The sequence below is a fragment of the Microbacterium insulae genome (assembly GCF_042677065.1).
Taxonomy (GTDB): Bacteria; Actinomycetota; Actinomycetes; order Actinomycetales; family Microbacteriaceae; genus Microbacterium; species Microbacterium insulae.
Genome location: NZ_JBHTII010000001.1, coordinates 1194592 through 1218553, shown reverse-complemented (window position 1 = coordinate 1218553; position 23962 = coordinate 1194592). Strand labels below are relative to the sequence as shown.

Below are 23962 nucleotides of genomic sequence, written 5' to 3'. Positions count from 1 at the left end.
CTGTCATGGGCAAGACCACGATCCTGTTGCTCCGCGCCGTCATCGCACTGGCGCTCGCCGGTTCGCTGGTGGTCCAGGTGATGATCGTCCCGGCGATCTGGTTCGACCTGGTCGGCACGGAGCCCGCCATCCGGATCACGGTCGTCTCGATCATCGTGCTCGGCGTCGTCACGATGCAGGTCTTCGGGGTGTGCGTGTGGATGCTGCTCACCAAGGTGCGCCGCGGCTCGGTGTTCACCGAGGCATCCTTCCGGTACGTCGACATCATCGTCGGCGCGATCTCCGCGGCGGCGGCCCTCGCTTTCGCGATGGCGGTGCTCCTGAGGTTCGGCGAGGCGGCGCCCGGCGTCGTCGGCCTCGTCGGCGGTGCGGGTCTCGTGCTGGCCGGGGTGGCGCTGCTCGTCGTGGTGATGAAGGCCCTCCTGCGCCAGGCGATCGACCGGGAACGAGAGGCCACGGCGCTCCGCGCCGAGCTGGACGAGGTGGTGTGATGCCCATCGTCATCGACATCGACGTGATGCTGGCACGCCGCAAGATGGCCGTCGGCACCCTCGCCGAGCGGGTCGGCATCACGCCGGCGAACCTTGCCGTGCTCAAGAACGGCCGCGCCAAGGCCGTCCGCTTCACGACGCTGAACGCGCTGTGCGAGGTCCTCGACTGCCAGCCCGGCGACCTCCTGCGGTGGGAGCCCGAGTCTGCGCCCGCACCGGCGGCCGCGGCATCCCTCGACGACAGCGAAGTCGACTGAGCCCAGCGTTCGCCACACGTGACGGCGCCCCCGATCCGTGCAGGATCGAGGGCGCCGGATTCTCGGGGAAGGGCTCAGTTGGTGAAGGCGTCCTTGACGTCGTCGCCGGCCTTCTTGAGGTTGGCCTTCGCCTGGTCGGCCTGACCTTCGGCCTCGAGACGCTCGTTGTCGGTCGCGTCCCCGTAGGCCTCCTTGGCCTTGCCCTTCATCTCTTCTGCGTTGTGCTTGATGTCGTCGCCGATTCCCATAGCGATTCCCCTTTCTGTCGTGGACTGAGGTCAGTCGCCGAGGCCGACGCGGTGAACGCGGCGGCGCTGGGTCATGCCCTCGACGCTATGCGCCCCGGCCGCTCAACCGCACACGGTTGAAAACCTCGGCCGGCAGGCGTAACCTCCGCCGCCGCCACGCGTGCCGAGAGGGCGCTCCCGACCGCTCGCGGGGCGCGGAACCCGTCGTGAGAGCCCTCTCGGCAAGCTGCGGCGGCGGGTCAGGACACGGCGGCGCGCACCAGGGCGGCGACCCGGCTCTCGACGGCGGGCGTCCACTTCAGCACCGCGAACGCGACCGGCCAGAAGTCGCCGTCGTCGAGGTTCGCCGGGCCTTCGAAGCCGATGGTGGCGTAGCGGGTCTTGAACTTCTTCGCCGGCTGCAGGAAGACGACCATCTTGCCGTCGCCGTTGGCGTAGCCGGGCATGCCGTAATACGTCTTCGGCACCAGGTCGGGGGCGACCTCGCTCACCACTTCGTGCAGTCCCTCGGCGAGCGACTTGTCTTCGGGCTCCAGTCCGGCGATCGCATCGAGCACGGACTTGAGCCCGGCCTCCCGGTTCTTCCCGGCCTTCTCCTGCGCGCGCAGCTCCTTCGCCCGCTCCTTGACGGCGGCGCGTTCCTCCGCGGAAAGCCCGTCGGACTTCTTCTCGGCCATGTCGGTCTCCTTCACGTGTCTCGGCCGGCATCCGGCCCGTGCTCGTCACGCTACGCGCGGCCGCAGCCCGCCGCTTCTCCGATCCTGACCGATCGGCGGAGCCGAGGCATCCCTCCGTCTGAGAGGCTGGGCGGGTGCTGACCGACGCCGCATTCGAGTTCCTCGCCGAGTACCATCTCGCGACCCTGTCGACCATCGGCCGCGACGGCCGCATCCACGCCGTCCCCGTGGGGTTCACGTACGAGGACGGAGTCGTGCGCGTCATCGGCACCGGCGGGACGCAGAAGTTCGTCAACGCCCGCCGCAGCGGCCGCGCGACCGTGTGCTCGGTCGACCGGGCGCGGTGGATCAGCTTCGAGGGCCCGGTGACGGTGACGGACGACCCGGATGCCGTGGCCCACGCCGTCGCCCTCTACGCCGGCCGCTACCGCCAGCCGCGTGTCAACCCCGAGCGGGTCGTGCTCGAGCTGACCGTCGAGCGGGTGCTCGGCTCGGCCGGGTTCGAGAACTGACTCGGGTCAGAACCCGATCGCGGCCTTGTAGACCGGCAGCAGCCCGGTGCGCACGCCCGACGCCGACGGCTTGGGCTGGAACACGCTCGAGTTGTGATTCCCCTCGATGACCGCGGGACCGTCGGGGGTGACGGCGATGTCCCAGCCGACATACCGCACCTGCGGGATGCGGCGCACGATGTCTTCGAGCAGGACGAGCACCTCGTCGTACTTCGGCACGGCGAACCCGACGATCGCGGTGCCGGTGACCGGGTGCGTCCGGTAGACGTTGCTGTTCTTGTCGACCCCCGGATACAGCGCGACGCCGTGCTCGTCGAGGAGCGTGAACATGCCCCCGGACGCGAAGTTGTCGATCGAGGCGCCGTTGCCGATCCGCAGCACCGCGGCGAGCAGGTGCATCGTGTCGGCGTCGGGGTCGTAGTACGTGATCATCCGCAGCGTGTTGACGCTGTCGGGGTACAGCGAGGCCATGGCCTCGTGCTGCGCGAGGAGCTGCTCGACGAGGGTCTGGTCGGCGTCGATGAGCCGCTGGCGGAAGGCCGCGGCATCCGCCTGCTCGTCGGCGGAGTAGACCGAGATGCCGCTGCCGCCCTCGGAGGCGGCGGGCTTGGCGATGACGCGCCCGTGCTTCGCCACGAAAGCGCCCACCTCGTCGTCGGTGGCGGTGCGCGCGTCGATCCATTCGCGGTGGATGACGTCGGCGAACTCGCCGTAGAAGCTCACCTTGTCTTCGAAGCGCCGGTAGGCGGCGGGGTCGTTGTAGAGCTTGGTGATGCTGTTGGACTTGGGGTGCGTCATCCACGTCTTGCGCTCGCGCGCGTTGAGGAGCCGGATGTCCCACACCGCGTAGTCGCGGAAGCCCATCTCGTAGCGCACCGAGCACCAGAGCATGTCGGCGATGATGACGAACTTCGGCGCCCGCGAGACCCGCTGGACCTGCGTGGCGAACTCGAGGAGGTTGCCCGGCCGGAGCCGGCGGGCGCGGTTGAGCAGGTAACCCACGCGGGCGCTCAGTTGACTCATGTCGCGAACCTTCCTGCCGCCGTCAGAACCGCATCGCGGCACGGTAGCGCGGGAGCAGACCCTGCCGGATGCCCGACACGGTCGGCTTGGACTGGAAGACGCCGCTGTTGTGGTTGCCCTCGATGACGACCGGGCGCTCGGGGGTGATCGCGATGTCCCAGCCGATGTAGGGCAGTTCGGGGACGCGCCGGGCGAGCCGGTCCACGAGCGCGAGCACCTCGTCGTACAGCGGCACCTGGAACCCGGTGATCCGCACGCCCGTGAGGGGGTGGGTCTCATACGCGTGCGCCTCTTCGTCGGCGGCGGCGTGCAGTGCGCGGCCGTCGTCGCCGAGCATCGTGTACATGCCGCCGCTGGAGAAGTTGTCGATGACGCCGCCGTTGCCGATCTTCAGCACGGCGGCGAGCACGTGCACCTCGCCGTCCGGGTCGAGGTACGTCACGACGCGGAGCGAGTTGACGCTGCCGGGGTAGAGGCGGGCCATCTCGGGATGCTGCACGAGCAGTTCCTCGACGAGGGTCTCGCCCGAGGCCACCAGCTCTTCGCGGAGGGCAGCCGCATCGGCGATCGCGGCCGTGTCGCGCACCGTGATCCCGTTGCCTCCGACGCCGCGCGGGTTCTTCGAGATGACCCGGTCGTGGCGCCCGAGGAACGCGGCGAACGCGTCGGCGTCGATCTCGGACACGTCGACCCACTCGCGTCCGAGTTCGTCGCCGAAGCGCGCGGCGAACTGCAGCTTGTCGTCGAAGACGCCCCGCTTGCTGTCGTCGTTGAGCCGGCGAGAGAGGTGGAAGGACCGCGGGTCGGTCATGTACGTCTTGCGCTCCCGGCCCTTCAGGATGCGGAAATCCCACTCCGAGTAGTTCTCGAAGGTGGTCTCGTAGCGCACGGCGCACCAGGCCATGTCGAGCATGACCCACCACCGCGGAGCGCGCGACAGCTTGGCCGACTGGGTCGCGAACTGCCGCACCCGGTCGTAGTCGAACGACACCACTCGGCGCACGAAGAAACGCGCGCGGCGGAAGAGCCGGTCGACCGGGGAGGGCATCCACCCATCCTACGTGCTGGCCCTGCGCGGCCCCGGAGGAGGGACGGATGCCGCGGCATCCACTCGGCTTGTCGTGACCGGCCTTGCGGCCTAGCGTGAGGTGTCGACTTGACCCGTGGAGCACACATGACCTCGCAGCCCGACTCGATGCACGCCATCTCGGAGGACACCCGCCGCACCGTGGACGACGTCCTCGAGTACGCGCGACGCCGCGCGCTCTACGAGGACATCCCGCTCGACAAGCCGATGAGCCCCGCGGATCTGGCGCGGCTCGCGTCGGGCTCGATCACGCCCGACGGCATCGGCGCGGAGCGGGCCGTCTCGCTCTTCGAGAACGTGCTCGCCCCGGCGTGCATCTCGACCGATCACCCGGGCTATCTCTCGTTCATCCCCTCCGCCCCGAGCAAGGCCTCGCTCGCGTTCGACGTCGTCGTGTCGGCATCCGCGATCTACGGCGGTTCCTGGATGGAGGGCGCGGGCGCGGTCTTCGCCGAGAACGAGGTCCTCCACTGGCTGGCGCACGAGTTCGGCCTGCCCGAGAGCTCCGGCGGGGTGTTCGTGCAGGGCGGCACGATCGGCAACCTCTCCGCGCTCGTGACGGCTCGGGATGCCGCGCGCCGTCGCAACCGCGAGGCGGGGCGCAGCGACCCGGCGCGCTGGCTGGTCGTGTGCAGCGGCGAGGCGCACTCCTCGATCGCCTCGGCGGCGGAGGTGATGGACGTAGGCGTGGTCTCCGCCGCACCCGACGCGGAGGGCCGGCTGCACGGCGACTCCGTCGCGCGCGCTCTCGACGAGCACGGCGACGCGGTCTTCGCGGTGGTCGCCACAGGAGGCACCACCAACTTCGGCATCGTCGACGACATCGCCGGGGTCGCGGCGGCCGCGAAGGAGCGGGATGTGTGGCTGCACATCGACGGCGCGTACGGTCTCGCGGCCATGCTCGTGCCCGAGCTGCGCCCGGTGTTCGCCGGCGTCGAGCAGGCCGACTCGGTGATCGTGGATCCGCACAAGTGGCTGTTCGCGCCCTTCGACGCGTGCGCGCTGATCTACCGCGACCCGTCGCTCGCGCGCCTCGCCCACACCCAGAAGGCGGAGTACCTCGACACGCTCACGGACTCCCCGGACTGGAACCCGTCCGACCTGGCCGTGCAGCTCACGCGTCGGTCGCGCGGGCTCCCGCTGTGGTTCTCGCTGGCCACGCACGGCACGGAGCAGTACCGCGCAACGATCGCGTACGGGATCGACCTGGCCCGCCGCATCGGCGATGAGATCGAGCGCCGCGACGGCGTTTCGCTCGTGCGCCAGCCGCAGCTGTCGGTGGTGGTCTTCCGGCGCGAGGGCTGGACGGCCGCGGACTATCAGGCGTGGTCGGACCGCCTCCTCGAGGAGCAGCGGGCGTTCGTCGTGCCGAGCTCCCATGCCGGCGAGCCCGTGCTGCGCTTCGCGATCATCAGCCCGCTCACGACGTACGAGCTGCTGGTCGACATCCTGGACTCCCTGGGCTGAGGCGCGGGCCGCCTCGCCGATGACCCGCGAGTGGGGCGGGCGGTGCGGACGGATGCTGCCGGAGGCAGGAGATCTGCGCGGTTCAGGAGCATCCGCCCGGAGCTCGTCCTGAGCCGGGCAGATCTCCTGAGCCCGGCAGACCCGGCCCGCTCAGCGGGGGTCGATGACCTCCGTCGCGATCAGGTCGCCGAGGACGGACTCGCGCTGCAGGCGCATGGCACCGAGAGGGGATGCCGCGTCGGCCGGGACGATCCGCACGGTCTCGCCGGCCCGCGCGGCGGGCGCCGCATAGACAGCCTCCGAGCTCGTGCTCCAGCGGAACTCCCCTTCGTCGACGGCGGCGCCGTGGCGGACCGCGATCCCGGGGCGTCCCGGCATCCAGCGGACCTCGGCGTCCACGCCGGACGCGACGCCGAGTGGGACCGTCCACGCGAGACTCCCCACCGCGGAGGAGACCGACAGTGCCGCCGAGACGGTCTTCGCGATGCCCGAGGTCGTCATCGCCACGGACGGGCGCTCACCGGCCATGCGTGTGGCCGACACGGTGTCGGTCGCTCCGGCCGCGAGCGACGAGGCGAGGCGGACGAGTCCGCCGTGCGCCGCGACCGCGTGCCGGTACGATCGGCCCCGGCCCCGGAGCGTGATCCGCAGGTCGTCGGGGACCGGGCCGCGGAACGCGACCACGTCGGGTCCGCCGACCCGGTCGTCCTCGGCGTGGATGAAGGCCGCCCGAGGGAGTGCGCCGAGGGTGATGACGGTGTCGATGTTGATCTCTGGACGTAGCTGGATGTCTGTCTCGAGCTCGTCGGCCCACCGGCTCGCCTCGAACGCGATCGGACCCCACGAGTCCTTCGCCGTCGTGAAGCCGGGCAGCACCGCTGCCGACTCCAGCGCCGCACTCACCCGATCGACGTCGAACGCCCCGCCAGGCGTGAGACCGGTGAGGAGGGATGCCGAGGCCGCGAGAAGCTCCTGACCCCGCAGCGCTCCGAGCCACGGGGTCTCGGCTGCCGCGGCATCCGGTTCCCGCTTCTCGGCGATGCCGACCTTCGCCGCCGCCGCGCTCAGGACGGCCTGACCCCGCCACTCGTCGAGCAGCCGGCGCCGCTGATCGCCGACGAGCTTGCGGCCCCCGGACTCGACCTGCGCGATCGCCGCCCCGTCGCTGGAGATGATCCCGCCGACCAGGCAAGCGAGCTGCGTCGCGATGTCGGAGTTGGGGGTGCGCAGCGGCGAGAGGACCGTGTGCTCCGGGATGTCCATCATGTAGCGCTCGCCGAGTTCGCCGCGCTCCCACGCGCCGCCCTCCCAGTCGTCGTACATGCCGTCGGGCTTGATCGTGTACGAGCCGTCGGGATGGATCTCGAACATCGAGGAGTCGTCCGTGCTTCCCGGCGTCCACGGCACGTTCGAATCGGCGATGTACATGCGCTTGACGCCGTCGGGCTGCTGGTCGCAGTGGTACACCATCACCGCGTGCCCGGCATCCTTCTTGCGGAACGACAGGATGACGGGGAAGCCGCGATCGGTGCTCGTCTTGATCCGCGACCAGACCAGGCGCGGGTCGCAGTAGTCGGCCGAGAGCTTCGCGGCGATCTTGTGCAGCACGACGCTCGCGGCCTTCTGCGTACCCTGACCGCGGTTGATGACCCGCCACACGGCATCGTCGCGCTGGTCGCTCGTCTGAAGCGACAGCGGCTGCGGGATCTGCCCGAGACCGTGGAACGCCCGCTGCGCCGACACGCTGTAACCGAAGCAGTTGCCGCCGTCCGCGACGTCTTCGTACTCGGCGTCGTAGTACCAGCTGTCGAACGGGTCGGTGAAGTAGTTGACGTCGTCGCCGTCGATGTCGACGAACGTCTCCTTGTACATCGACCACGGCAGGTGGTCGCGGCCGGTGTTGCGGAAGCGCCAGAAGTGCCGCTCGCGCGTGTGACGGGGGTCGACGCCGCCGGGCAGCGAGATGGCGTACGAGAACTTCACGTCGCCCTGATCGGCGTTGCTCGAGGTCCACTCGTGCGGGCCCTGCTCGAGGTGGGGGCCGAGCGTGTCGGCGAAGCCCCACAGACCGTCTCCGTACGACCAGGTGCGGTCGTACGTGGCGAGGTGGTCGTTCTTGCTGAGACTGTCGTGGTCGTACGCCTCGATGCGGATCCGCACCGTCGTGTCGGGGCGCAGGTCGAAGGGCGCGGTCTTCCAGTTCACGTCGACCGCCGTGGTCGCGCGCGGGCTCGTCTGGTGCAGCACTTCTACGCCGTCCACCCAGATCCAGCCCTTCACGAACAGCTCGGCGGTGGTGTCGCTGCGCGGCCACGGCGTGAACTCCACGCCGTCGTCGATGTTCTGCGCCGTGACGCGGGTGATGGATGCCTGGAACTGCTCGAACACGCCGGTCTGCGCCGTGCGCCCCAGCACCGCGCGCGTGAAGGTCTGCCACTCCACCCCGCGGTTGCCGCCTTTCTGCACCTCGCTCGTCGGCATGCCGTAGCGCCCGATCCCGCCGCCGGTCATCCAGTGCGTCAGGAAGTCCTGTGAGATGGCGACCGCTCCGATGTCGGCTCTCCAATAGACGGCGCCGTACTGGAAGAACGACACCCGCGCGCCGGGGTGGCCCGCGACATCCGACTCATCGCTTGTCGGGAAGCCCCAGGGCGACGCCCCGACCGGCCGGCTGCGCAGCACCTTCTCGAGGATGGCACCGTGCACCTCGTGCGCGCCGGTCGCCGCCGACCAGTAGATGCGTCCGCCGGCGAACTCGGCGTAGGCGCCGTCGACGATGGCGATCTGGCTGTAGTTGGGGAGTCCGAGGAAGCCGTCGGGACCGCCCAGCAGCAGCCAGTGGGCGAGGATCTCGTCGTACAGCTCGATGACGCCGCCGCTGCCGGTGTGCAGCAGCAGTCCGTTCTGGAACATCTGCGCGCGCGGTCCGCGGATCGCGTACTTCCGACCGTCGGAGATCACCTTGACCTCGATGCCGAGGCGGCTCGACTCCTCGACGAGATCGAGGAAGTCGGGCGGGGCATCCGTCAGCGGCGACGCGTCGGTCTCAACGCCCGGGCGGAGCAGTTCGGTGAACGCGGGCACCTCGAGGTGCGCGGCGGGGGCCAGCACACTCGCCTCGAGCACGCTCATCGTGCCCTGGGCGAGCCCATCCTTCACCGACGCGAGGACCCGGTCGGCCATGCCGGCGGTGAGGTCGGCCGCGGCATCCGTCCGAGGCTCCGGCTCCCTGCCGCCACGGCGGCGACGCCAGCGCAGGGGGCCGTCGTCGCCGCCTCGACCGAGACGGTTCACGAAGACGCCCTCGACGCCGTCGCGACCGAGCGCGGACCCGGTGGCCGTTTCGAGGAACGAACGCGCGTAGACCGCTTCGAGCTGCGCGTTGAGCGCGGCGGTCTCGGCAGCCGGGGCTTCGAGCAGTGCGCGCAGCGGCGAGGGCGACCCCTCGACCGCCGCCGAGACGCCGGTCACGCGCAGCTCCGCGGCGGCTCGCACGATCGCGCCGACGTCGGAGCGCGAGCCCGCGACCGAGATCACGCGGCCGGCGTCGGTCCCGGTCAGCACGCCGAGGTCGAGGGCGTCGCGTTCGCGGAACGAATCCCACGATTTCGACTCACGGGGTCCGGGTCCGATGGGCTTCGTCGGCGCTTCCCTCGCCTCGATCACCAGGTCGTCGAGTCCGAGATCCGACGCGCTGACGATCACGTCGGAGAGCCGGATGCCGCGGAAGCCCTTGGCGCGCGGTTGCCGCAGATGCGTCATGAGCTGGGAGAGCCCCATCTCGGCAGTCGTGGGCAGACCGAGGCGCCCTGCGGCACCCCCGCGGTTGTTGTGCGCGACGAGGAAGTCGCCCTTGACGGCGTGCGCCCCCGTCGCCGAGGACCAGTACACGACGCCGTTCTCGAACGGCCGCCAGCGCATCCACCCCGTCACCGTCTCGTCGGCCGTGGGCGCGCCGAGATAGCCCTCCGCGCCCGAGAGGACGAGGGAGTCGATCTCGCCCATGCCCTGCGCTCCCGCGGCGGCGAACGCGGCATCCTCCTCGGCCGTCAGCCGATCGCGCAGCCGGACGGCAGCGATCACCGCGGGCCCGGAGACGGTTCCTCCGCCCACGACGACGTCGCCGCTCGGGTCGGCGAGCGACCCCGTGAAGCGGCGGCGCGCGACGGGGGCCCCGCCCCACACGAGCACCGCCTCCGAGCCCGCACCCCAGACCGCCGGGATGGATGCCTCACCCGCCGCCGGCGGCGTCACGGTCGCCGCCAGCGCCACGACTCCGCTCGTCGTGGTGACCGCCGCCGTGAGCAGCAGCCGCCCGTCGGCGGCCGGGGCGACGGCGAGAGCGGCCGGGGCGCCGGGCCCCTGCACGCCGAAAGCCGTCGTGGCGTCCACGCCGACCGCCACCACCTCGAGCGCGAACTCCCCGAAGAACGGCGGGTCCACCGTGGTCGCGAGGCCGTCGCCGCCGGTGGGCGTCCACCCGTGAGTGAGAGGTTCGTCGAAACCCGGTGGCTGGACCGGCGTGGCGAGCGCGCCGGTCGAGACATCGCTCGGACGCAGGTCTGGCGAGGTCGGTCCCGACGCGACGGCGCCCGCAGACGTGAAGCTGAGTGACAGGAACGTGGTCATGATCGCCTCTCCGGGACGGGCCGCCAGCGGCGGAGGCGGCCACGCGGCCGGCCGGGTCCCCGTCAGTGAGAGGTGCATCCCCACGCGAAAGATACGCCCGGAGCCGCTCGCGCGATAGGCCGGCGGCTGGCCGCCCGGGCGACCCTCCCAGGAGCCGCAACTAGACTGGAGGGGTCCCTCCCGATCCGCCAGGAATCCGTCGTGACCTCAGCTTCTTCCGCCCGCGCGTTCGACGTGCGCCACGTGCAGCTCGCCCGAGCCGCTTTCGCGGCGCTCGCGGCGATCATGATCACCTTCTCGCCGGACCACTCCGCGCAGGTGGGCATGGCGGTCTTCAGCGGCTTCGCGATCGCGACTGCTCTCGTCCTTCTCCTCTCGGTCTGGATCGTCTACCCGCGCGGCCGCCGCTGGCCCGCCGCCGCGGTCGGCGGCATCACACTCGTCGCCGGGATGGTCGGCGGTCTCGCGCCGCTGCGCACGGTCGGCGGCTTCTTCGCCGTCGTCATCGCATGGGCCCTGCTGACCGGGCTCGTCGAGCTGATCGCCGGCGTCCGCGGGCTCCGCGGCCGGGCCCGCCGCGAGATCGCACCCGGCGTGGCCGATGCCCGGCCGGTCGTCGACGCCGGCCCGAGGTCCGACAGCCGCGACGCCGTGGTCGTCGGCGCCGCCGGACTCCTCCTCGGATTGGCGCTCGCCGTGGTGCCCGCCGGTTACTCGTTGCGGTACACGATCGAGGAAGCGGGCCAGACCCTGACCCTCACCGGCATCACGATCGGTGTCGGACTCTTCGGCGCCTACGCCGCGATCGTCGCCGTCTACCTCGGGATCGCCGGCTTCACGCCGCGCAAGGAGGACGCCCCGGCCGACGCGCCGGCCGCGGCATCCGTTCCCGCCGAACCGAAGGAACCCGCGTGAGCGACGACCGCCCCACCCGCCGCGACCTCATGAAGCCCGTGCAGCTGCTCGGGCTGGCGTTCGCGGCCGCGCTCTTCGCCGGATTCGTGACACTCCTGTCGATGGGGTTCTTCCAGCAGGGCGGCAAGGCGCAGGCCGCCCTGGTGCTCGCGCTGATCGTCGCCGGGGTCACCTTCATCGCCGTGCTGCTGATCGTGTCGCTCCTGCTTCTCGCCATCGACCCCGCGCAGGTCGCCAAGCAGGTCGACCGGCCGGTGCTGCTCCCCGAGGAGCAGGAGGGGACGGATGCCGCGGCATCCGATGACCCGAAGGCCTGACGCTTCTCGCCTGGGCTGACGCTTCTCAGCCGAGCTCGTCGACCAGCTTCGAGGCGAGCCCGTCGTAGGTGGCGGGAGTAAGCGCGAGGAGGCGCTCCTTCGCAGCATCCCCGATGTCGAGGCCCCGCACGAAGTCGGCCAGCTCCGCCGCGCCGACCCGGCGGCCGCGCGTGAGGTCCTTGAGCAGCGCGTAGGGGTCGCTGATCTGCGAGCGACCGGCGGCGATCTCGGCGCGGACCACGGTCTGGATCGCCTCGGCCAGCACCTCCCAGTTCGCATCGAGGTCGGCCAGCAGCACGTCTTCGGCGAGGGAGATCTCGCCGAGACCTCGCTGCAGGTTGTCGAGCGCGAGCAGCGAGTGCCCGAACGCGACGCCGATGTTGCGCTGCGTCGTCGAGTCGGTGAGGTCGCGCTGCAGACGGCTGGTCACGAGCGTCTGCGACAGGGTCGCGAACAGGCCGCCCGAGATCTCGAGGTTCGCCTCGGCGTTCTCGAAGCGGATCGGGTTGATCTTGTGCGGCATCGTCGACGAGCCGGTGGCCCCCGCGACCGGGATCTGGGTGAAGTAGCCGATGGAGATGTAGGTCCACACGTCGGTGGCGAGATTGTGCAGGATGCCGCCGGCATGCCGGACGCGGTCGTACAGCTCGACCTGCCAGTCGTGCGACTCGATCTGGGTGGTCAGCACGTTGAAGTCGAGCCCGAGACCCTCGATGAACGCGCGGGAGAGCCCGGGCCAGTCGGCGTCGGGCTCGGCGGCGAGGTGCGCCGACCACGTGCCCGTCGCGCCGGAGAACTTCGCGAAGTACTGGCCGCCCTCGATCTGGTCGGCGACGCGTGCGAGGCGCCACGCGAACACGCCGAGCTCCTTGCCCATCGTGGACGGCGTGGCGGGCTGGCCGTGTGTGCGGGAGAGCATCGCGGCGTCGCGGTGCGCGACGGCGAGCTCGCGGAGGGTGTCGATCACCGACCGCAGCTTCGGCAGCCACACGCGCTCGACGGCGCGGCGCACCGTGAGCGCGTAGGAGGCGGAGTTGATGTCCTCGCTCGTGCACGCGAAGTGGGTGAGCTCGGCGATCGCGTCGAGTCCGAGCGACGACAGCCGGTCGCGCACGAGGTACTCGACGGCCTTCACGTCGTGGCGCGTGACCGCCTCCTTCTCGGCCAGCCAGTCGATCTCGGCCTGCCCGAACTCGAGGTAGAGAGCCCGCAGGCGCGCCTTGTCGTCGTCGGACAGGGGCGTCGTGCCGAACAGCGATCGGTCGGTGAGGGCGATGAGCCACTCGACCTCGACCTCGACGCGGGCGCGGTTCAGACCCGCCTCGGACAGGTAATCCCCGAGGCCGGTGACGGCGACGCGGTAGCGGCCGTCGAGCGGACTGAGCGGCTGCCAGGGGAGGTCGGCGGAGTGGAGAGAGGTCACGGTGCTCCCGTCGGAACGCAAGGGCGAGCCCGGCCTCACGTGGCCGGGCGAATGGCGGGTTCGAGCTGCCGGAAGAGCGCCCGGCTCGCACTCTCGATCATACCGAGCACCTCGTCGAACATTCCGGGGCCGGCATAGTACGGGTCCGGCACGTCCAGCGTCCGCGCGGACGGGTCGAACGACAGCAGGAGCGCGATCTTGTCGGAGTCGGACTCGCTGCGCGCCCACCCGCGGAGGATGCGCTCGTGACTCCGGTCGAGCGCCACGACGAGGTCCGAGTGCACGAAGTCGGCGTGGGTGAACTGGCGTGCGCGGTGCCGCGTCCCGTCGTAGCCGGCGCGCTCCAGCGCATCGAGCGTGCGCTGATCGGCGCGTTCCCCGACGTGCCAGTCGCCCGTGCCGGCGCTCGTCGAGGCGACGCGGCCGCCCAGGCCCGCGGCATCCGCGAACCCCCGGAAGACGACGTCGGCCATCGGGGACCGGCAGATGTTTCCGGTGCACACGAACACGACGCGGAAGGGTTCCCCGGTGCTCGCAGCCATGCGCTCCATTCTGGACCGCGGCGGTCTCCGTGCCCAAGAGCCGGTCCGTCGGCGGATCGACGCGTGCTCACCGATCGTTAAGGAACTCTCCTCCTCGGAGTCTTCCGCGCGGTGTGGCGCTCGCCTAGCCTGGCGCCAGAGGCCGCCCGGCCTTTCTTCATGTCCAGGAGGTTCCGTGCGCCGTTCACACCGTGCAGCCGTCGCCGTCACCGCCGCCGGTGCCATCGCCCTGACCGGGTTGATCGCACCACCGGCGGTGGCTGCCGAAGCCCCGACCGAGCTGATCCTCAGCGAAGTGGTCGAGGGTTCGAGCAACAACAAGGCGATCGAGGTCTACAACCCCACCGGGTCTCCGGTCGACCTCAGCGCCTACTCGATCAGGATGTTCTTCAACGGCGCGGCTACCTCGTCGCTCAGCGTCCCCCTCGCGGGGACCGTCGCCGCCCAGGATGCGTTCGTCCTCGTCAACGGCGCCGCCGGCGATGCCCTCAAGGCGTACGGCGACCAGATCACCTCGGGCAACTGGTACAACGGCGACGACGTGGTCGCCCTCTACCGCGGCGGCACCGCCGTCGACATCTTCGGCCAGGTCGGCGTGGACCCCGGCACGGAGTGGGGCTCCGACGCGACCGGCGCGCAGGACGCGACCCTTCGCCGGCAGGCCGACGTGTGCGTCGGCGACACGATCGGCGCCGACGCCTTCGACCCCGCCTCCGAGTGGGACGGCTTCGCCGTCGACACGTTCGACGGGCTCGGCGCCCACACGGCCGACTGCGGCACGGAGCCGCCGGCGGCAAGCGTCGTGATCAACGAGTTCTCGGCGAGCACCGCGGGCGACGACGTCGAGTTCGTCGAGCTGCTCGCGACCCCGGGCACCGACCTCTCCGGCTACCGCGTGCTCGAGATCGAGGGCGACACCACCACGACCCCCGCCTATGGCACGGTCGACGAGATCGTCTCCTTCCCGACGGTGGATGCCTCGGGCCGCGCTCTCGCCTCGCTCACGAACGGTGCGCTCGAGAACGGCTCGATGAGCCTGCTGCTCGTCACCGGCGCGGTCCCCGCGCTCGGCAGCGACATCGACGCGAACGACGACGGCGTCATCGACGACGGACTCGGATTCGAGGTCGTGGACGCGATCGCCGTGAACGACGGTGGCACCGGAGACAAGACCTACGGCGGCACGACGCTGGGCGTCGCGTACGACGGTCTCTCCTTCGCACCGGGAGGAGCATCCCGGATCCCCGACGGCACCGACACCGACCAGGCCGCGGACTGGGTGCGCAACGACTTCGACCTCGCCGGCATCCCGGGCTTCACCGGAACGCTCGTCGACGACGAAGCGGCGAACACGCCGGGCGCGGCGAACTCGCTCACCGTGCCCCCGGTCGACCCGCCCGATGTCGAGGCGGACTGCGACGTGCAGCCCACGGCGATCTCGGCCGTGCAGGGCTCGGGCGCGGCGTCGCCGAAGGTGGGCGAGACCGTGCTCATCGAGGGCACCGTCGTCGGCGACTTCCAGGAGGGCGGCTTCAACGGCTACTTCGTGCAGGATGCCGGCGACGGCGACCCCGCCACGTCGGACGGCGTCTTCGTCTACGCGCCCGGCGGCGACCCGGTGTCGGTCGGCGACGTCGTGAGCGTCGCGGGTGAGGTGACCGAGTTCGAGGACCTCACCGAGATCGAGGCCGCCGACGTCGAGGTGTGCGCGACGGGCACCGCTCTGCCGGCCGCGGTCGAGTTCAGCCTCCCGGCCACGCCGGAGCAGCGCGAGGCGCGGGAGGGCATGTACGTGACGCTCCCCCAGGACCTCGCGATCCTGGAGTACTTCGAGTACGGGCGCTTCGGCACGATCGACGTCGGGCTGACGCGTCAGTCGACGCCGACGGCGAAGTATCTGCCGACCGACCCGGCCGCGGCGGCGCTCGCGGCGGCGAACCTCGCCGAGCGGATCACGATCGACGACGGGCGCAGTTCTCAGAACCCCGACCCGGCGATCCACCCCAACGGCGAGGAGTTCACGCTCGAGAACTCGTTCCGCGGCGGCGACGTCGTCACCGACGTGACGGGTGTGCTCGACGAGCGGTTCGGGGCTTACGTCATCCAGCCGACGCAGGGCGCGACGTACACGGCCGCCAACCCGCGTCCCGAGGTGCCCGAGGTCGGCGGCGACCTGGTCGTTTCGAGCTTCAACGTCCTGAACTACTTCACGACGCTGGACGACCCGAACACGAGCGCCGACGACGACATCGCCCGTGGCGCGAACACGCCGGAGGAGTTCGAGCGGCAGGAGGCGAAGATCGTCGCCGCGCTCGCCGAAATCGACGCCGATGTGTTCGGCCTCATCGAGATCGAGAACAACGACGACAGCCAGGCTCTGGCCACGCTGACCGAGGCTCTCAACGACGAACTCGGCGCGGACGTCTACGACTACATCGAGACCGGCAAGATCGGCACCGACGTCATCACGACGGCGCTGATGTACAAGCCCGCCTCGGTCACGCCGGTCGGCGACTTCCAGCTGATGGACCAGTCGAAGGACCCCCGCTGGCTCGACAACCGCAACCGCCTGGGTCTCACCCAGACCTTCGCGGACGCGGACGGCGGCACGTTCACGGTCGTCGTCAACCACCTGAAGTCGAAGGGCTCGGCGTGCACGGGCGAGCCGACGGACCCGCTGCAGGGCAACTGCAACATCGTCCGCACCGATGCCGCGAATGCGCTCGCCGACTGGCTCGCCACCGACCCGACCGGTCAGGGCACCGTGGGGCGCGAGCTGATCATCGGCGACCTCAACGCGTACGACAAGGAGGACCCGATCACCGCGCTGACGGCGAAGGGCTACACCGACCTCATCCTGGAGTACCAGGGCGAGGATGCCTACAGCTACGTGTTCGACGGCCAGAACGGCTACCTCGACCACGCGCTCGCCGGACCCGGGCTCGTCGCCGAGGTGACCGGAGCCTCGCCGTGGAACATCAACGCCGACGAGCCGAGCCTGATCGACTACGACATGTCGTTCAAGCAGCCGGCGCAGGACGCGCTCTTCGCAGCCGACCCGTACCGGTCCAGCGACCACGATCCGGTCGTCGTCGGCCTGGAGCTCACCCCGCCCGACACGACGGCTCCGAAGATCGAGGCCCTCGCGCTGCCGACGTTCATCCTCGTGCCCAACAACAAGGAGCGCACGGTCAAGGTGTGGGTGCACGCCACCGACGACAGCGGCGACGTGACGGTCGAGCTCACCGAGGTGCAGACCAACGGCAAGCCGCGTGCGAAGGTCACGCAGATCGACGACCGCACCTTCTCGGTGAAGGCCGTGAACGGCGCGATCTACCGGTTCACGTACACGGCGACGGATGCTGCGGGCAACACCGCGACCGACACCGCGTACGTCGTGGTCGGGGTGAAGGGGCTGATCTCGTTCCTCTGATTCGCGCCTGACACGGACGCCGCCCTCCTTTCGCGGGAGGGCGGCGTCCGCCGTTCCTGCACAGCACCGCCCGCGCGACCGACGTTCCACAGGGGTGGCGCACGGGCCCTCGTGACGGCGGGCGGGGGATGAACATGGCTGGATGACCGACCTCCTCGTGCCGTCCTCGACCGCCTCCCGACTCGAGATCGTCGCGCGCGAACTCGGCGACCTGAGCGCGCGGCTGGAAGAAGCCGCTGCCATCGCGCGCTCCCTCGCGGCCGCGACGGAGTGGAGAGCCCGCGCCGCCGCAGCGTTTCACGCCCTCGCGACGCACTGGGCGGGCGACGTGTCGGGCATGGTGTGTCTCGCCGAGACCGCCCGCCTCGCGACAGTCAGGGCGAGGGATGCCGCGATCTGGCAGCGGGAGACGGAGCGGTGACGAGCTCCGACCTCGAGATCCTCGGCGGCGGCGCGGTCGCGGTCGACACCGAGACCCTTCGGGACACCGCGGGGCGCTTCGCCTCGGCGGCGGACTACCTGGGTGGACTCCGGCACCGGCTCGGCTGCCTCCAGAACATGCTCCACGGACAGGACCAGCTGTCGTGGGAGGCGGTGAGTGCGGCGTCGGTGCTCAGCAGGTCCATGGCCGACTCGATCGCGGGGGCACGGCGGATCGCCGACGCGCTCCGCGAAGCGGCGGCGATCTACGAGCTGGTGGAGATCAACGCCGAACACCGTGCGGCCGTGTTCGCCGGCGACCGTCCGACCGTCGAGCGGCTCGACGCGCGGCGCGACGAGCTGATGGATCTCTATCCCGACGCGAACGGCGCCGCACTCGGCGCGGACTTCGAACGAGCGGTGATGTGGCCGTCGGACCTGGTGCGGCAGGCCACCGAGAACGGCATGATCATTGGCGAGGAGCTCGATCGGCGCGTGGCGATCTTCTCGGGCGCCGCGGCGGGGTTGGGCACGATCGCCCTCGGGGCGATCGCCGGCGTCGGCGGCACCGGGCGGCTCGCCCGCGACGCGCGCCTCACGGGGTCGGCGGAGCCCGTCTCCGTCACGCCGGTCGCCGTCCGGACGCCCACGGCAGCTCCCACGAGCCTCGCGGATGCCGCCGCCCGCGTGCCGACGGGCGGCACGGCGCGGGTGCGCGTCGAGACGTACACGATGGCCGACGGCTCGCGGCAGTATGCGGTCTACGTCGCCGGCATGCAGTCATCGAGCGTCGGAGGCCGCGATCCGTGGGACAACCTCTCCAACGCGCAGCTCTACTCGGGCCGGACGTCCGCGTCGTACGAGGCCACCACGGCCGCCCTCGAGGACGCCGGCGCGCGGCCGGGCGACGTCGTCCATGCCTTCGGTCACTCGCAGGGGGCGATGATCACCTCCCATCTCGCGCTCGAGGGCGGCTACGACACCCGTACGCACGTCACGTTCGGCTCGCCGGTCGAGGCGGACGTCGGACCCGGGACGCTGTCGGTCGGGCTGCGCCACACCGATGATCCCGTGGCTGCCCTCGCGGGAGGCGGGCACGTCGCGCCGGTCGGTACCCCGGGGAGCTTCATCGTCGAGCGCGAGGCCGATCCCGCGTCCGGAGTGCACGACGGCACGATTCCCGCGCACCGGCTGTCGGCCTACGCCGAGACCGCGGCGCTCGCCGACGCGTCGGGCGACCCCCGCGTTGAAGTCCTGCACTCGACGCTCGCCGACCTCGACCGGGCGGTCTCCGTCGAGGCCGTCGAATACACGGCGGAGCGTCTCGATGGGTGAGCGGTCAGTCGTCGCGCTTCGGCCGCAGGATGATGCCGAACACCCAGTTGATGAGAGAGATGAGGATCGCCGCGACCAGACCGAGCCAGAAGTCCTCGACGCGCAGCCCCCAGCTCCAGAAGCTCGTGATCCACGCGGTGAGCCACAGCAGGAACGCGTTGATGAGCAGCCCGATGAGCCCGAGCGTGAGGATGTAGAGCGGAAAGGCCAGCACCTTGATGACGGTGCCGATGAGCGTGTTCACGAGGGCGAAGATCGCGCCGACGACGAGCAGCGTGATCACCAGCTGGAGCGTTTCTCCCGGGGGGAACGGGATGATCGTGACCTGCAGCGCCGTGATCAGGGTGACGACCCAGATCGCGAACGCGTTGACGACGACGCGGATGAGGAATCCCATAGCCGAAGTCTGGCACGCGGCCGTCCTCGGTGCGAGGACGACGGGGCGTGTGTTCGGACGTCCTCGCATCCTCACGTGCCGCGCCGTGCCGCTCGTAGACTCGGCAGGGTGACCGACGCCGCTGACATCCCCATTCGCGTCCGCCCCGAGATCGCCGCGCTGCCCCCCTACAAGCAGGGCCGTCAGGCCGGGGACGAAGCCTTCAAGCTGTCGAGCAACGAGAACCCCTTCGACCCGCTGCCCGGCGTCGTCGAGGCGATCCGTGCGGCGACGAGCGTCAACCGCTATCCGGATGCCTCGGCCACGCGCCTGCGCACCCGGCTGGCCGAGCGATACGGCGTGGCGCTCGACGACGTGCACGTCGGAGCCGGGAGCGTGTCGATCCTCGCCCAGCTCGTCCAGGCGACCTGTGCCCCCGGAGACGAGGTCGTCTACGCGTGGCGGTCGTTCGAGGCGTACCCGTGGCTCGCCGTGGTGGCGGGTGCGACCGCCGTCCACGTGCCGCTCACCGAGGACTCGCGTCACGACCTGCCCGCGATGTCGGCGGCGATCACCGATCGCACGCGCGTCGTCATCGTGTGCAGCCCCAACAACCCGACCGGGCCCGTCGTCACACAGGAGGAGTTCGACGCCTTCGCGCTGACCGTTCCCGACGACGTCCTCATCGTGCTCGACGAGGCGTATGCCGAGTTCGTCACCGATCCGGCCGCCGTCGACGGCACGCGGGTGCTGTCGGCCGCCCGTCACCCCAACGTCGTCGTGCTCCGCACCTTCTCCAAGGCGTTCGGGCTCGCCGGTCTGCGCGTGGGCTACGCCATCGGACACCCGCGCATCCTCGACGCGGCACGCAGCACGACCATCCCGCTCTCGGTCACCGCGCAGGCCGAGGAGGCGGCGCTGGCGAGTCTCGATGCCGAGGAGGAGCTGCTCGAGCGCGTCCGCGCGATCGCCGAGCGCCGCGACCGCGTCGTCGCCGGCCTCCGCGATGCCGGCTGGCGCGTGCCCGACGCGCAGGGCAACTTCGTCTGGCTGCCCGCCCACGACGAGACCCTCGCCGTCGCGCAGGCGTTCGACGACGGGGGTCTCATCGTCCGGCCGTTCGCCGGCGACGGCATCCGCATCACCATCGGCGAGGAGGAGTCGACCGAGAAGGTGCTGGCCGTCGCCGCCGCGGCGGTGCGCGACCTCCCGACGGGTCACCGCGGGATCGGAGGTGGCCGATGACGACCGGCGACACCACGGCGCAGGATGCCGCGACCGTGCGCTTCCTCGAGGCCGACGGATCCTTCTCGCCCTCGCCCGCGGCCGAGCCCTACCGCGACCTCGTCGACGGGCTCTCCGACGACATGCTCGAGACGTTCTACCGCGACATGGCGGTCATCCGGGCATTCGACGTGCAGGCGACCAATCTGCAGCGCCAGGGTCAGCTCGCCCTGTGGCCGCCCAGTTTCGGGCAGGAGGCGGCGCAGGTGGGCTCCGCGCGGGCGGCGCGCCCGCAGGACCACCTGTTCCCGTCCTACCGTGAGCACGTCGTGACCCGCATCCGCGGCGTCGATCCGCTCGACATCATCCGTCTCATGCGGGGTCTCACGCACGGCGGCTGGGATCCGACCGATCCCAAGAACGGCAACACCCACATCTACACGCTCGTCCTCGGCGCGCAGACGCTCCACGCGACCGGCTTCGGCATGGGTCTCGTCTTCGACGGGCGCTGCGGCACCGGCGACCCCGACCGCGACGAGGCCGTCATCGTCTACTACGGCGACGGCGCCTCCAGCCAGGGCGACGTGCACGAAGCCATGGTGTTCGCGTCGAGCTACCGCACGCCCGAGGTCTTCTTCCTCCAGAACAACCAGTGGGCGATCTCGGTCCCCGTCGCCACCCAGTCGCGTGCGCCGCTGTACCTGCGCGGCGAGGGCTACGGGATGCCGAGCATCCCCGTCGACGGCAACGACGTTCTCGCGAGCTGGGCGGTGACCAAGACCGCCCTCGACGAGGCGCGCGCCGGTGCCGGACCCCGCGCGATCGAGGCGATGACCTACCGCATGGGCGCGCACACCACGAGCGACGACCCGACGAAGTACCGCACCTCCGACGAGGAGGAGTCCTGGCGTCGCCGCGACCCGATCGCGCGCATGACGGCGTTCCTGCGCGGCCGGGGCGCATCCGACGCCTTCTTCGCCGACGTCGAGGAGGAGTCGCGTGCGCTCGCCGACGACGTCCGCACCCGCACGAATGCGCTGGGCGGGCTGGAGGCGGACTCGATGTTCGCCCATGTCTACTCCGAACCGCATCCGCTCGTCGAGGAGCAGCGGCGCTGGTTCGCCGACTACGAGGCATCCTTCGAAGGAGGTGCGGCATGAGCACCACGACCAGTCCTGCGCAGACGGATGCCGCGGCATCCGTCGCCCCCGTCACCATGCCGATCAGCCGCGCGCTCAACGCCGGTCTGCGCGCCGCGCTCGCCGCCGACGACCACGTGCTGCTCATGGGGGAGGACATCGGCAAGCTCGGCGGCGTCTTCCGGGTCACCGAGGGGCTTCAGGCCGAGTTCGGCGATCGCCGGGTGCTCGACACGCCGCTCGCCGAGTCCGGAATCGTGGGCACCGCGATCGGCCTCGCGATGGCCGGGTTCCGACCCGTGATCGAGATCCAGTTCGACGGCTTCGTCTTCCCCGCGTTCGACCAGATCACGACGCAGCTCGCGAAGATCACCAATCGCCACGAGGGCGCCCTCTCGATGCCGATCGTCATCCGCATCCCCTACGGCGGCCACATCGGCGCCGTCGAGCACCACCAGGAGAGCCCCGAGGCGTATTTCACGCACACCCCGGGACTGCGGGTGGTGAGCCCGTCGACCGCCAACGACGCGTACTGGATGATCCAGGACGCGATCGCCTCTGCCGACCCGGTGATCTTCCTCGAGCCGAAGGCCAAGTACTGGCAGAAGGGCGAGGTCGACACGTCGGCCCGCGCGCTGCCGCTGCACGCGAGCCGCATCGTGCGCCGCGGCACCGACGTCACGCTCGTCGGGCACGGCGCGATGGTGACGACGCTGCTGCAGGCGGCCGCACTCGCCGAATCCGAGGGCACCAGCTGCGAGGTCGTCGACGTCCGCTCGCTGTCGCCGATCGACTACGGCCCCATCCTCGACTCCGTCCGCCGCACGGGCCGCATGGTCTACGCGCAGGAGGCGCCCGGCTTCACGAGCCTGGGCAGCGAGGTCGCGGCGACCGTGATGGAGAAGGCGTTCTATGCGCTCGAGGCACCCGTGCTGAGGGTGTCGGGCTTCGACCTGCCGTTCCCGCCGGCCAAGCTCGAGGGCGCCTTCCTGCCCGACGCGGACCGCATCCTCGAGGCCGTCGACCGCGCCCTCGCCTACTGACCCGGAGGATCCCATGAGCACGCAGACGTTCGTCCTGCCCGATGTCGGCGAGGGTCTCACCGAGGCCGAGATCGTGTCGTGGCACGTCGCCCCCGGTGACTCCGTCGCCGTCAACGACGTCCTCGTCGAGATCGAGACCGCGAAGTCCCTCGTCGAGCTGCCGTCGCCGTTCGCGGGTACCGTCGGCGAGCTCCTCGCCGGCGAGGGGCAGACCGTGAACGTGGGCGCGCCCATCATCACGATCGCCTCCGGAGCGGATGCCTCGGGCCCCGCCACCGTCGGGCAGACCGAGCACGGCGCACCCGCCGAGCCCGCTCAGCCCGCCGAGGGCGACGGCGCGGTGCTCGTGGGCTACGGCACCGGCGGTGAGGTGAAGTCCCGGCGGCGCAAGCCCGCCGTCACGCCGCAGGAACGGGTCGAGGCGTCGGTCGGGGTCATCGCCAAGCCCCCGATCCGCAAGCTCGCGCGCGACCTCGGGGTCGACCTCGCGCACGTCGCGCCGACCGGCCCCGCCGGCGAGGTGACCCGCGAGGACGTCGTGCGGCACGCGTCCCAGGCGAGCGTGTTCCGCAACATCGAGACCCCCGACTGGGGAGACGTGCGCGAGGAGACGATCCCGGTCCCGGCGGCCGGGGCCGCGGCATCCGTCCCCTCCGTCGCGGCGGCGCCGGCGGACCCGCGCGAAGAGACGATCGCCGTCAAGGGCGTGCGCAAGGCGACCTCGTCGGCGATGGTGCAGTCGGCGTACAGTGCGCCGCACGTGACCGTGTGGACGGATGTCGACGCCACCCGCACGATGGAACTCGTCAAGCGCCTCAAGGCCTCGCCGGATTTCGCCGACACGAAGGTGTCCCCGCTCCTCATCATGGCGCGCGCCGTGATCTGGGCGGCGCGGCGCACGCCGATGGTCAACGCGGCCTGGGTCGACGCCGAGGGCGGCGCAGAGATCCGCGTGCGCCGGTATGTGAACCTCGGCATCGCCGCCGCGACCCCGCGCGGGCTGCTCGTCCCCAACATCAAGGACGCGCAGGACCTCTCGATGCGCGAGCTCGCCCGCGCGCTCGAGAAGCTCACGCTCACGGCCCGCGAGGGCCGGACGACGCCGGCGGACCAGCAGAACGGCACGATCACGATCACGAACATCGGCGTGTTCGGGATGGATGCCGGCACCCCGATCATCAACCCCGGCGAAGCGGGCATCGTCGCGCTGGGCACGATCCGCCAGAAGCCGTGGGTGGTCGACGGCGAAGTCCGGCCCCGCTGGGTGACCACCGTCGCCGGGTCCTTCGACCACCGTGTGGTCGACGGTGACGGGATGTCGCGCTTCATCGCCGACGTCGCGTCGATCCTCGAGGAGCCGGCGCTCCTGCTCGACTGAGGAGCCGTGCCCCGGCCCGGCCCCGG

General features: G+C 70.9%; 21 protein-coding genes. 13 read left to right on the top strand and 8 right to left on the bottom strand.

Going from position 1 to position 23962, the window contains the following annotated elements:
• Positions 1 to 5 precede the first annotated feature (5 nt).
• Both ACFQ0P_RS05810 and ACFQ0P_RS05805 read left to right on the top strand, forming a co-directional pair.
• Entirely contained in the window at positions 6 to 491 is a 486-nt protein-coding gene (locus ACFQ0P_RS05810; RefSeq protein WP_204981163.1) for a DUF2975 domain-containing protein, read from the top strand.
• Complete coding sequence (locus ACFQ0P_RS05805; RefSeq protein WP_204981162.1) at positions 491 to 748, top strand: helix-turn-helix domain-containing protein; 258 nt, start codon at positions 491 to 493, stop codon at positions 746 to 748. Before ACFQ0P_RS05810 ends, ACFQ0P_RS05805 begins: the two co-directional genes overlap by 1 nt.
• Positions 749 to 822: 74 nt before the next feature.
• Here the strand turns inward: ACFQ0P_RS05805 and ACFQ0P_RS05800 are convergent, their stop codons facing one another.
• Positions 823 to 996 (bottom strand): CsbD family protein, encoded by a 174-nt coding sequence (locus ACFQ0P_RS05800; RefSeq protein ID WP_204981161.1) that lies wholly within the window; start codon positions 994 to 996, stop codon positions 823 to 825.
• A 239-nt stretch (positions 997 to 1235) separates the two neighbouring features.
• Positions 1236 to 1673 carry an iron chaperone gene (locus ACFQ0P_RS05795; protein ID WP_204981160.1) on the bottom strand — a complete coding sequence of 146 codons (438 nt, stop codon included), beginning with the start codon at positions 1671 to 1673 and terminating at the stop codon, positions 1236 to 1238.
• A 134-nt stretch (positions 1674 to 1807) separates the two neighbouring features.
• Here ACFQ0P_RS05795 and ACFQ0P_RS05790 point away from each other — a divergent pair, with 134 nt between their 5' ends.
• The gene (locus ACFQ0P_RS05790) at positions 1808 to 2185 is read left to right on the top strand and encodes a PPOX class F420-dependent oxidoreductase (protein WP_204981159.1); all 378 of its coding nucleotides are present in this window, start codon (positions 1808 to 1810) and stop codon (positions 2183 to 2185) included.
• Positions 2186 to 2191: 6 nt separating this feature from the next.
• Here ACFQ0P_RS05790 and ACFQ0P_RS05785 read toward each other — a convergent pair whose 3' ends face one another.
• Both ACFQ0P_RS05785 and ACFQ0P_RS05780 read right to left on the bottom strand, forming a co-directional pair.
• Complete coding sequence (locus ACFQ0P_RS05785) at positions 2192 to 3208, bottom strand: sugar-transfer associated ATP-grasp domain-containing protein (protein ID WP_204981158.1); 1017 nt, start codon at positions 3206 to 3208, stop codon at positions 2192 to 2194.
• Positions 3209 to 3230: 22 nt separating this feature from the next.
• Positions 3231 to 4256: a sugar-transfer associated ATP-grasp domain-containing protein gene (locus ACFQ0P_RS05780; protein ID WP_204981157.1), complete on the bottom strand. Its 1026-nt coding sequence runs from the start codon at positions 4254 to 4256 to the stop codon at positions 3231 to 3233.
• Positions 4257 to 4382: 126 nt separating this feature from the next.
• Here ACFQ0P_RS05780 and ACFQ0P_RS05775 point away from each other — a divergent pair, with 126 nt between their 5' ends.
• Positions 4383 to 5762, top strand: a complete 1380-nt coding sequence (locus ACFQ0P_RS05775; protein ID WP_204981156.1) for a pyridoxal phosphate-dependent decarboxylase family protein — start codon at positions 4383 to 4385, stop codon at positions 5760 to 5762.
• Positions 5763 to 5912: 150 nt separating this feature from the next.
• Here ACFQ0P_RS05775 and ACFQ0P_RS05770 read toward each other — a convergent pair whose 3' ends face one another.
• The gene (locus ACFQ0P_RS05770; RefSeq protein ID WP_204981155.1) at positions 5913 to 10391 is read right to left on the bottom strand and encodes a hypothetical protein; all 4479 of its coding nucleotides are present in this window, start codon (positions 10389 to 10391) and stop codon (positions 5913 to 5915) included.
• Positions 10392 to 10592: 201 nt separating this feature from the next.
• On the opposite strand from ACFQ0P_RS05770, the gene ACFQ0P_RS05765 reads away from it, so the two are divergent.
• Positions 10593 to 11306 carry an acyl-CoA synthetase gene (locus ACFQ0P_RS05765; protein WP_204981154.1) on the top strand — a complete coding sequence of 238 codons (714 nt, stop codon included), beginning with the start codon at positions 10593 to 10595 and terminating at the stop codon, positions 11304 to 11306.
• The gene (locus tag ACFQ0P_RS05760) at positions 11303 to 11623 is read left to right on the top strand and encodes an amino acid transporter (RefSeq protein WP_204981153.1); all 321 of its coding nucleotides are present in this window, start codon (positions 11303 to 11305) and stop codon (positions 11621 to 11623) included. Before ACFQ0P_RS05765 ends, ACFQ0P_RS05760 begins: the two co-directional genes overlap by 4 nt.
• A gap of 25 nt (positions 11624 to 11648) precedes the next feature.
• On the opposite strand, the gene purB is transcribed toward ACFQ0P_RS05760, so the two are convergent.
• Together purB and ACFQ0P_RS05750 are read right to left on the bottom strand one after the other, a co-directional pair.
• Entirely contained in the window at positions 11649 to 13046 is a 1398-nt protein-coding gene (purB, locus tag ACFQ0P_RS05755; protein ID WP_204981152.1) for an adenylosuccinate lyase, read from the bottom strand.
• A 35-nt stretch (positions 13047 to 13081) separates the two neighbouring features.
• The gene (locus tag ACFQ0P_RS05750; RefSeq protein ID WP_204981151.1) at positions 13082 to 13588 is read right to left on the bottom strand and encodes a low molecular weight protein-tyrosine-phosphatase; all 507 of its coding nucleotides are present in this window, start codon (positions 13586 to 13588) and stop codon (positions 13082 to 13084) included.
• 175 nt (positions 13589 to 13763) lie between these two features.
• Here ACFQ0P_RS05750 and ACFQ0P_RS05745 point away from each other — a divergent pair, with 175 nt between their 5' ends.
• The 3 genes from ACFQ0P_RS05745 to ACFQ0P_RS05735 all read left to right on the top strand — a co-directional run bounded on the left by ACFQ0P_RS05745 (position 13764) and on the right by ACFQ0P_RS05735 (position 18776).
• The gene (locus ACFQ0P_RS05745; protein ID WP_204981150.1) at positions 13764 to 17021 is read left to right on the top strand and encodes an ExeM/NucH family extracellular endonuclease; all 3258 of its coding nucleotides are present in this window, start codon (positions 13764 to 13766) and stop codon (positions 17019 to 17021) included.
• 142 nt (positions 17022 to 17163) lie between these two features.
• Positions 17164 to 17442 (top strand): hypothetical protein, encoded by a 279-nt coding sequence (locus ACFQ0P_RS05740; RefSeq protein WP_204981149.1) that lies wholly within the window; start codon positions 17164 to 17166, stop codon positions 17440 to 17442.
• Positions 17439 to 18776 (top strand): hypothetical protein, encoded by a 1338-nt coding sequence (locus ACFQ0P_RS05735; RefSeq protein ID WP_204981148.1) that lies wholly within the window; start codon positions 17439 to 17441, stop codon positions 18774 to 18776. Before ACFQ0P_RS05740 ends, ACFQ0P_RS05735 begins: the two co-directional genes overlap by 4 nt.
• A gap of 4 nt (positions 18777 to 18780) precedes the next feature.
• Here ACFQ0P_RS05735 and ACFQ0P_RS05730 read toward each other — a convergent pair whose 3' ends face one another.
• Positions 18781 to 19173 carry a phage holin family protein gene (locus tag ACFQ0P_RS05730; RefSeq protein ID WP_204981147.1) on the bottom strand — a complete coding sequence of 131 codons (393 nt, stop codon included), beginning with the start codon at positions 19171 to 19173 and terminating at the stop codon, positions 18781 to 18783.
• A gap of 108 nt (positions 19174 to 19281) precedes the next feature.
• Here ACFQ0P_RS05730 and hisC point away from each other — a divergent pair, with 108 nt between their 5' ends.
• Genes hisC through ACFQ0P_RS05710 form a run of 4 tightly spaced genes read left to right on the top strand, consistent with a single transcriptional unit; the run spans position 19282 to position 23936 of the window.
• Complete coding sequence (gene hisC / locus ACFQ0P_RS05725; RefSeq protein ID WP_204981146.1) at positions 19282 to 20397, top strand: histidinol-phosphate transaminase; 1116 nt, start codon at positions 19282 to 19284, stop codon at positions 20395 to 20397.
• Entirely contained in the window at positions 20394 to 21536 is a 1143-nt protein-coding gene (locus ACFQ0P_RS05720) for a thiamine pyrophosphate-dependent dehydrogenase E1 component subunit alpha (RefSeq protein WP_204981145.1), read from the top strand. The genes hisC and ACFQ0P_RS05720 overlap by 4 nt, the downstream gene beginning before the upstream one ends.
• Positions 21533 to 22558 (top strand): alpha-ketoacid dehydrogenase subunit beta, encoded by a 1026-nt coding sequence (locus ACFQ0P_RS05715; protein WP_204981144.1) that lies wholly within the window; start codon positions 21533 to 21535, stop codon positions 22556 to 22558. Before ACFQ0P_RS05720 ends, ACFQ0P_RS05715 begins: the two co-directional genes overlap by 4 nt.
• A 13-nt stretch (positions 22559 to 22571) precedes the next feature.
• Positions 22572 to 23936 (top strand): dihydrolipoamide acetyltransferase family protein, encoded by a 1365-nt coding sequence (locus tag ACFQ0P_RS05710; RefSeq protein ID WP_204981143.1) that lies wholly within the window; start codon positions 22572 to 22574, stop codon positions 23934 to 23936.
• Positions 23937 to 23962 lie beyond the last annotated feature (26 nt).

What these genes read in the sequence shown, in the direction of transcription:
- ACFQ0P_RS05810 (WP_204981163.1), top strand. Translation starts at nt 6, where the DNA reads ATGGGCAAGACCACGATCCTGTTGCTCCGCGCCGTCATCGCACTGGCG.
- ACFQ0P_RS05805 (WP_204981162.1), top strand. Translation starts at nt 491, where the DNA reads ATGCCCATCGTCATCGACATCGACGTGATGCTGGCACGCCGCAAGATG.
- ACFQ0P_RS05800 (WP_204981161.1), bottom strand. Translation starts at nt 996, where the DNA reads ATGGGAATCGGCGACGACATCAAGCACAACGCAGAAGAGATGAAGGGC.
- ACFQ0P_RS05795 (WP_204981160.1), bottom strand. Translation starts at nt 1,673, where the DNA reads ATGGCCGAGAAGAAGTCCGACGGGCTTTCCGCGGAGGAACGCGCCGCC.
- ACFQ0P_RS05785 (WP_204981158.1), bottom strand. Translation starts at nt 3,208, where the DNA reads ATGAGTCAACTGAGCGCCCGCGTGGGTTACCTGCTCAACCGCGCCCGC.
- ACFQ0P_RS05780 (WP_204981157.1), bottom strand. Translation starts at nt 4,256, where the DNA reads ATGCCCTCCCCGGTCGACCGGCTCTTCCGCCGCGCGCGTTTCTTCGTG.
- ACFQ0P_RS05775 (WP_204981156.1), top strand. Translation starts at nt 4,383, where the DNA reads ATGACCTCGCAGCCCGACTCGATGCACGCCATCTCGGAGGACACCCGC.
- ACFQ0P_RS05770 (WP_204981155.1), bottom strand. Translation starts at nt 10,391, where the DNA reads ATGACCACGTTCCTGTCACTCAGCTTCACGTCTGCGGGCGCCGTCGCG.
- ACFQ0P_RS05750 (WP_204981151.1), bottom strand. Translation starts at nt 13,588, where the DNA reads ATGGCTGCGAGCACCGGGGAACCCTTCCGCGTCGTGTTCGTGTGCACC.
- ACFQ0P_RS05740 (WP_204981149.1), top strand. Translation starts at nt 17,164, where the DNA reads ATGACCGACCTCCTCGTGCCGTCCTCGACCGCCTCCCGACTCGAGATC.
- ACFQ0P_RS05730 (WP_204981147.1), bottom strand. Translation starts at nt 19,173, where the DNA reads ATGGGATTCCTCATCCGCGTCGTCGTCAACGCGTTCGCGATCTGGGTC.
- ACFQ0P_RS05720 (WP_204981145.1), top strand. Translation starts at nt 20,394, where the DNA reads ATGACGACCGGCGACACCACGGCGCAGGATGCCGCGACCGTGCGCTTC.
- ACFQ0P_RS05715 (WP_204981144.1), top strand. Translation starts at nt 21,533, where the DNA reads ATGAGCACCACGACCAGTCCTGCGCAGACGGATGCCGCGGCATCCGTC.
- ACFQ0P_RS05710 (WP_204981143.1), top strand. Translation starts at nt 22,572, where the DNA reads ATGAGCACGCAGACGTTCGTCCTGCCCGATGTCGGCGAGGGTCTCACC.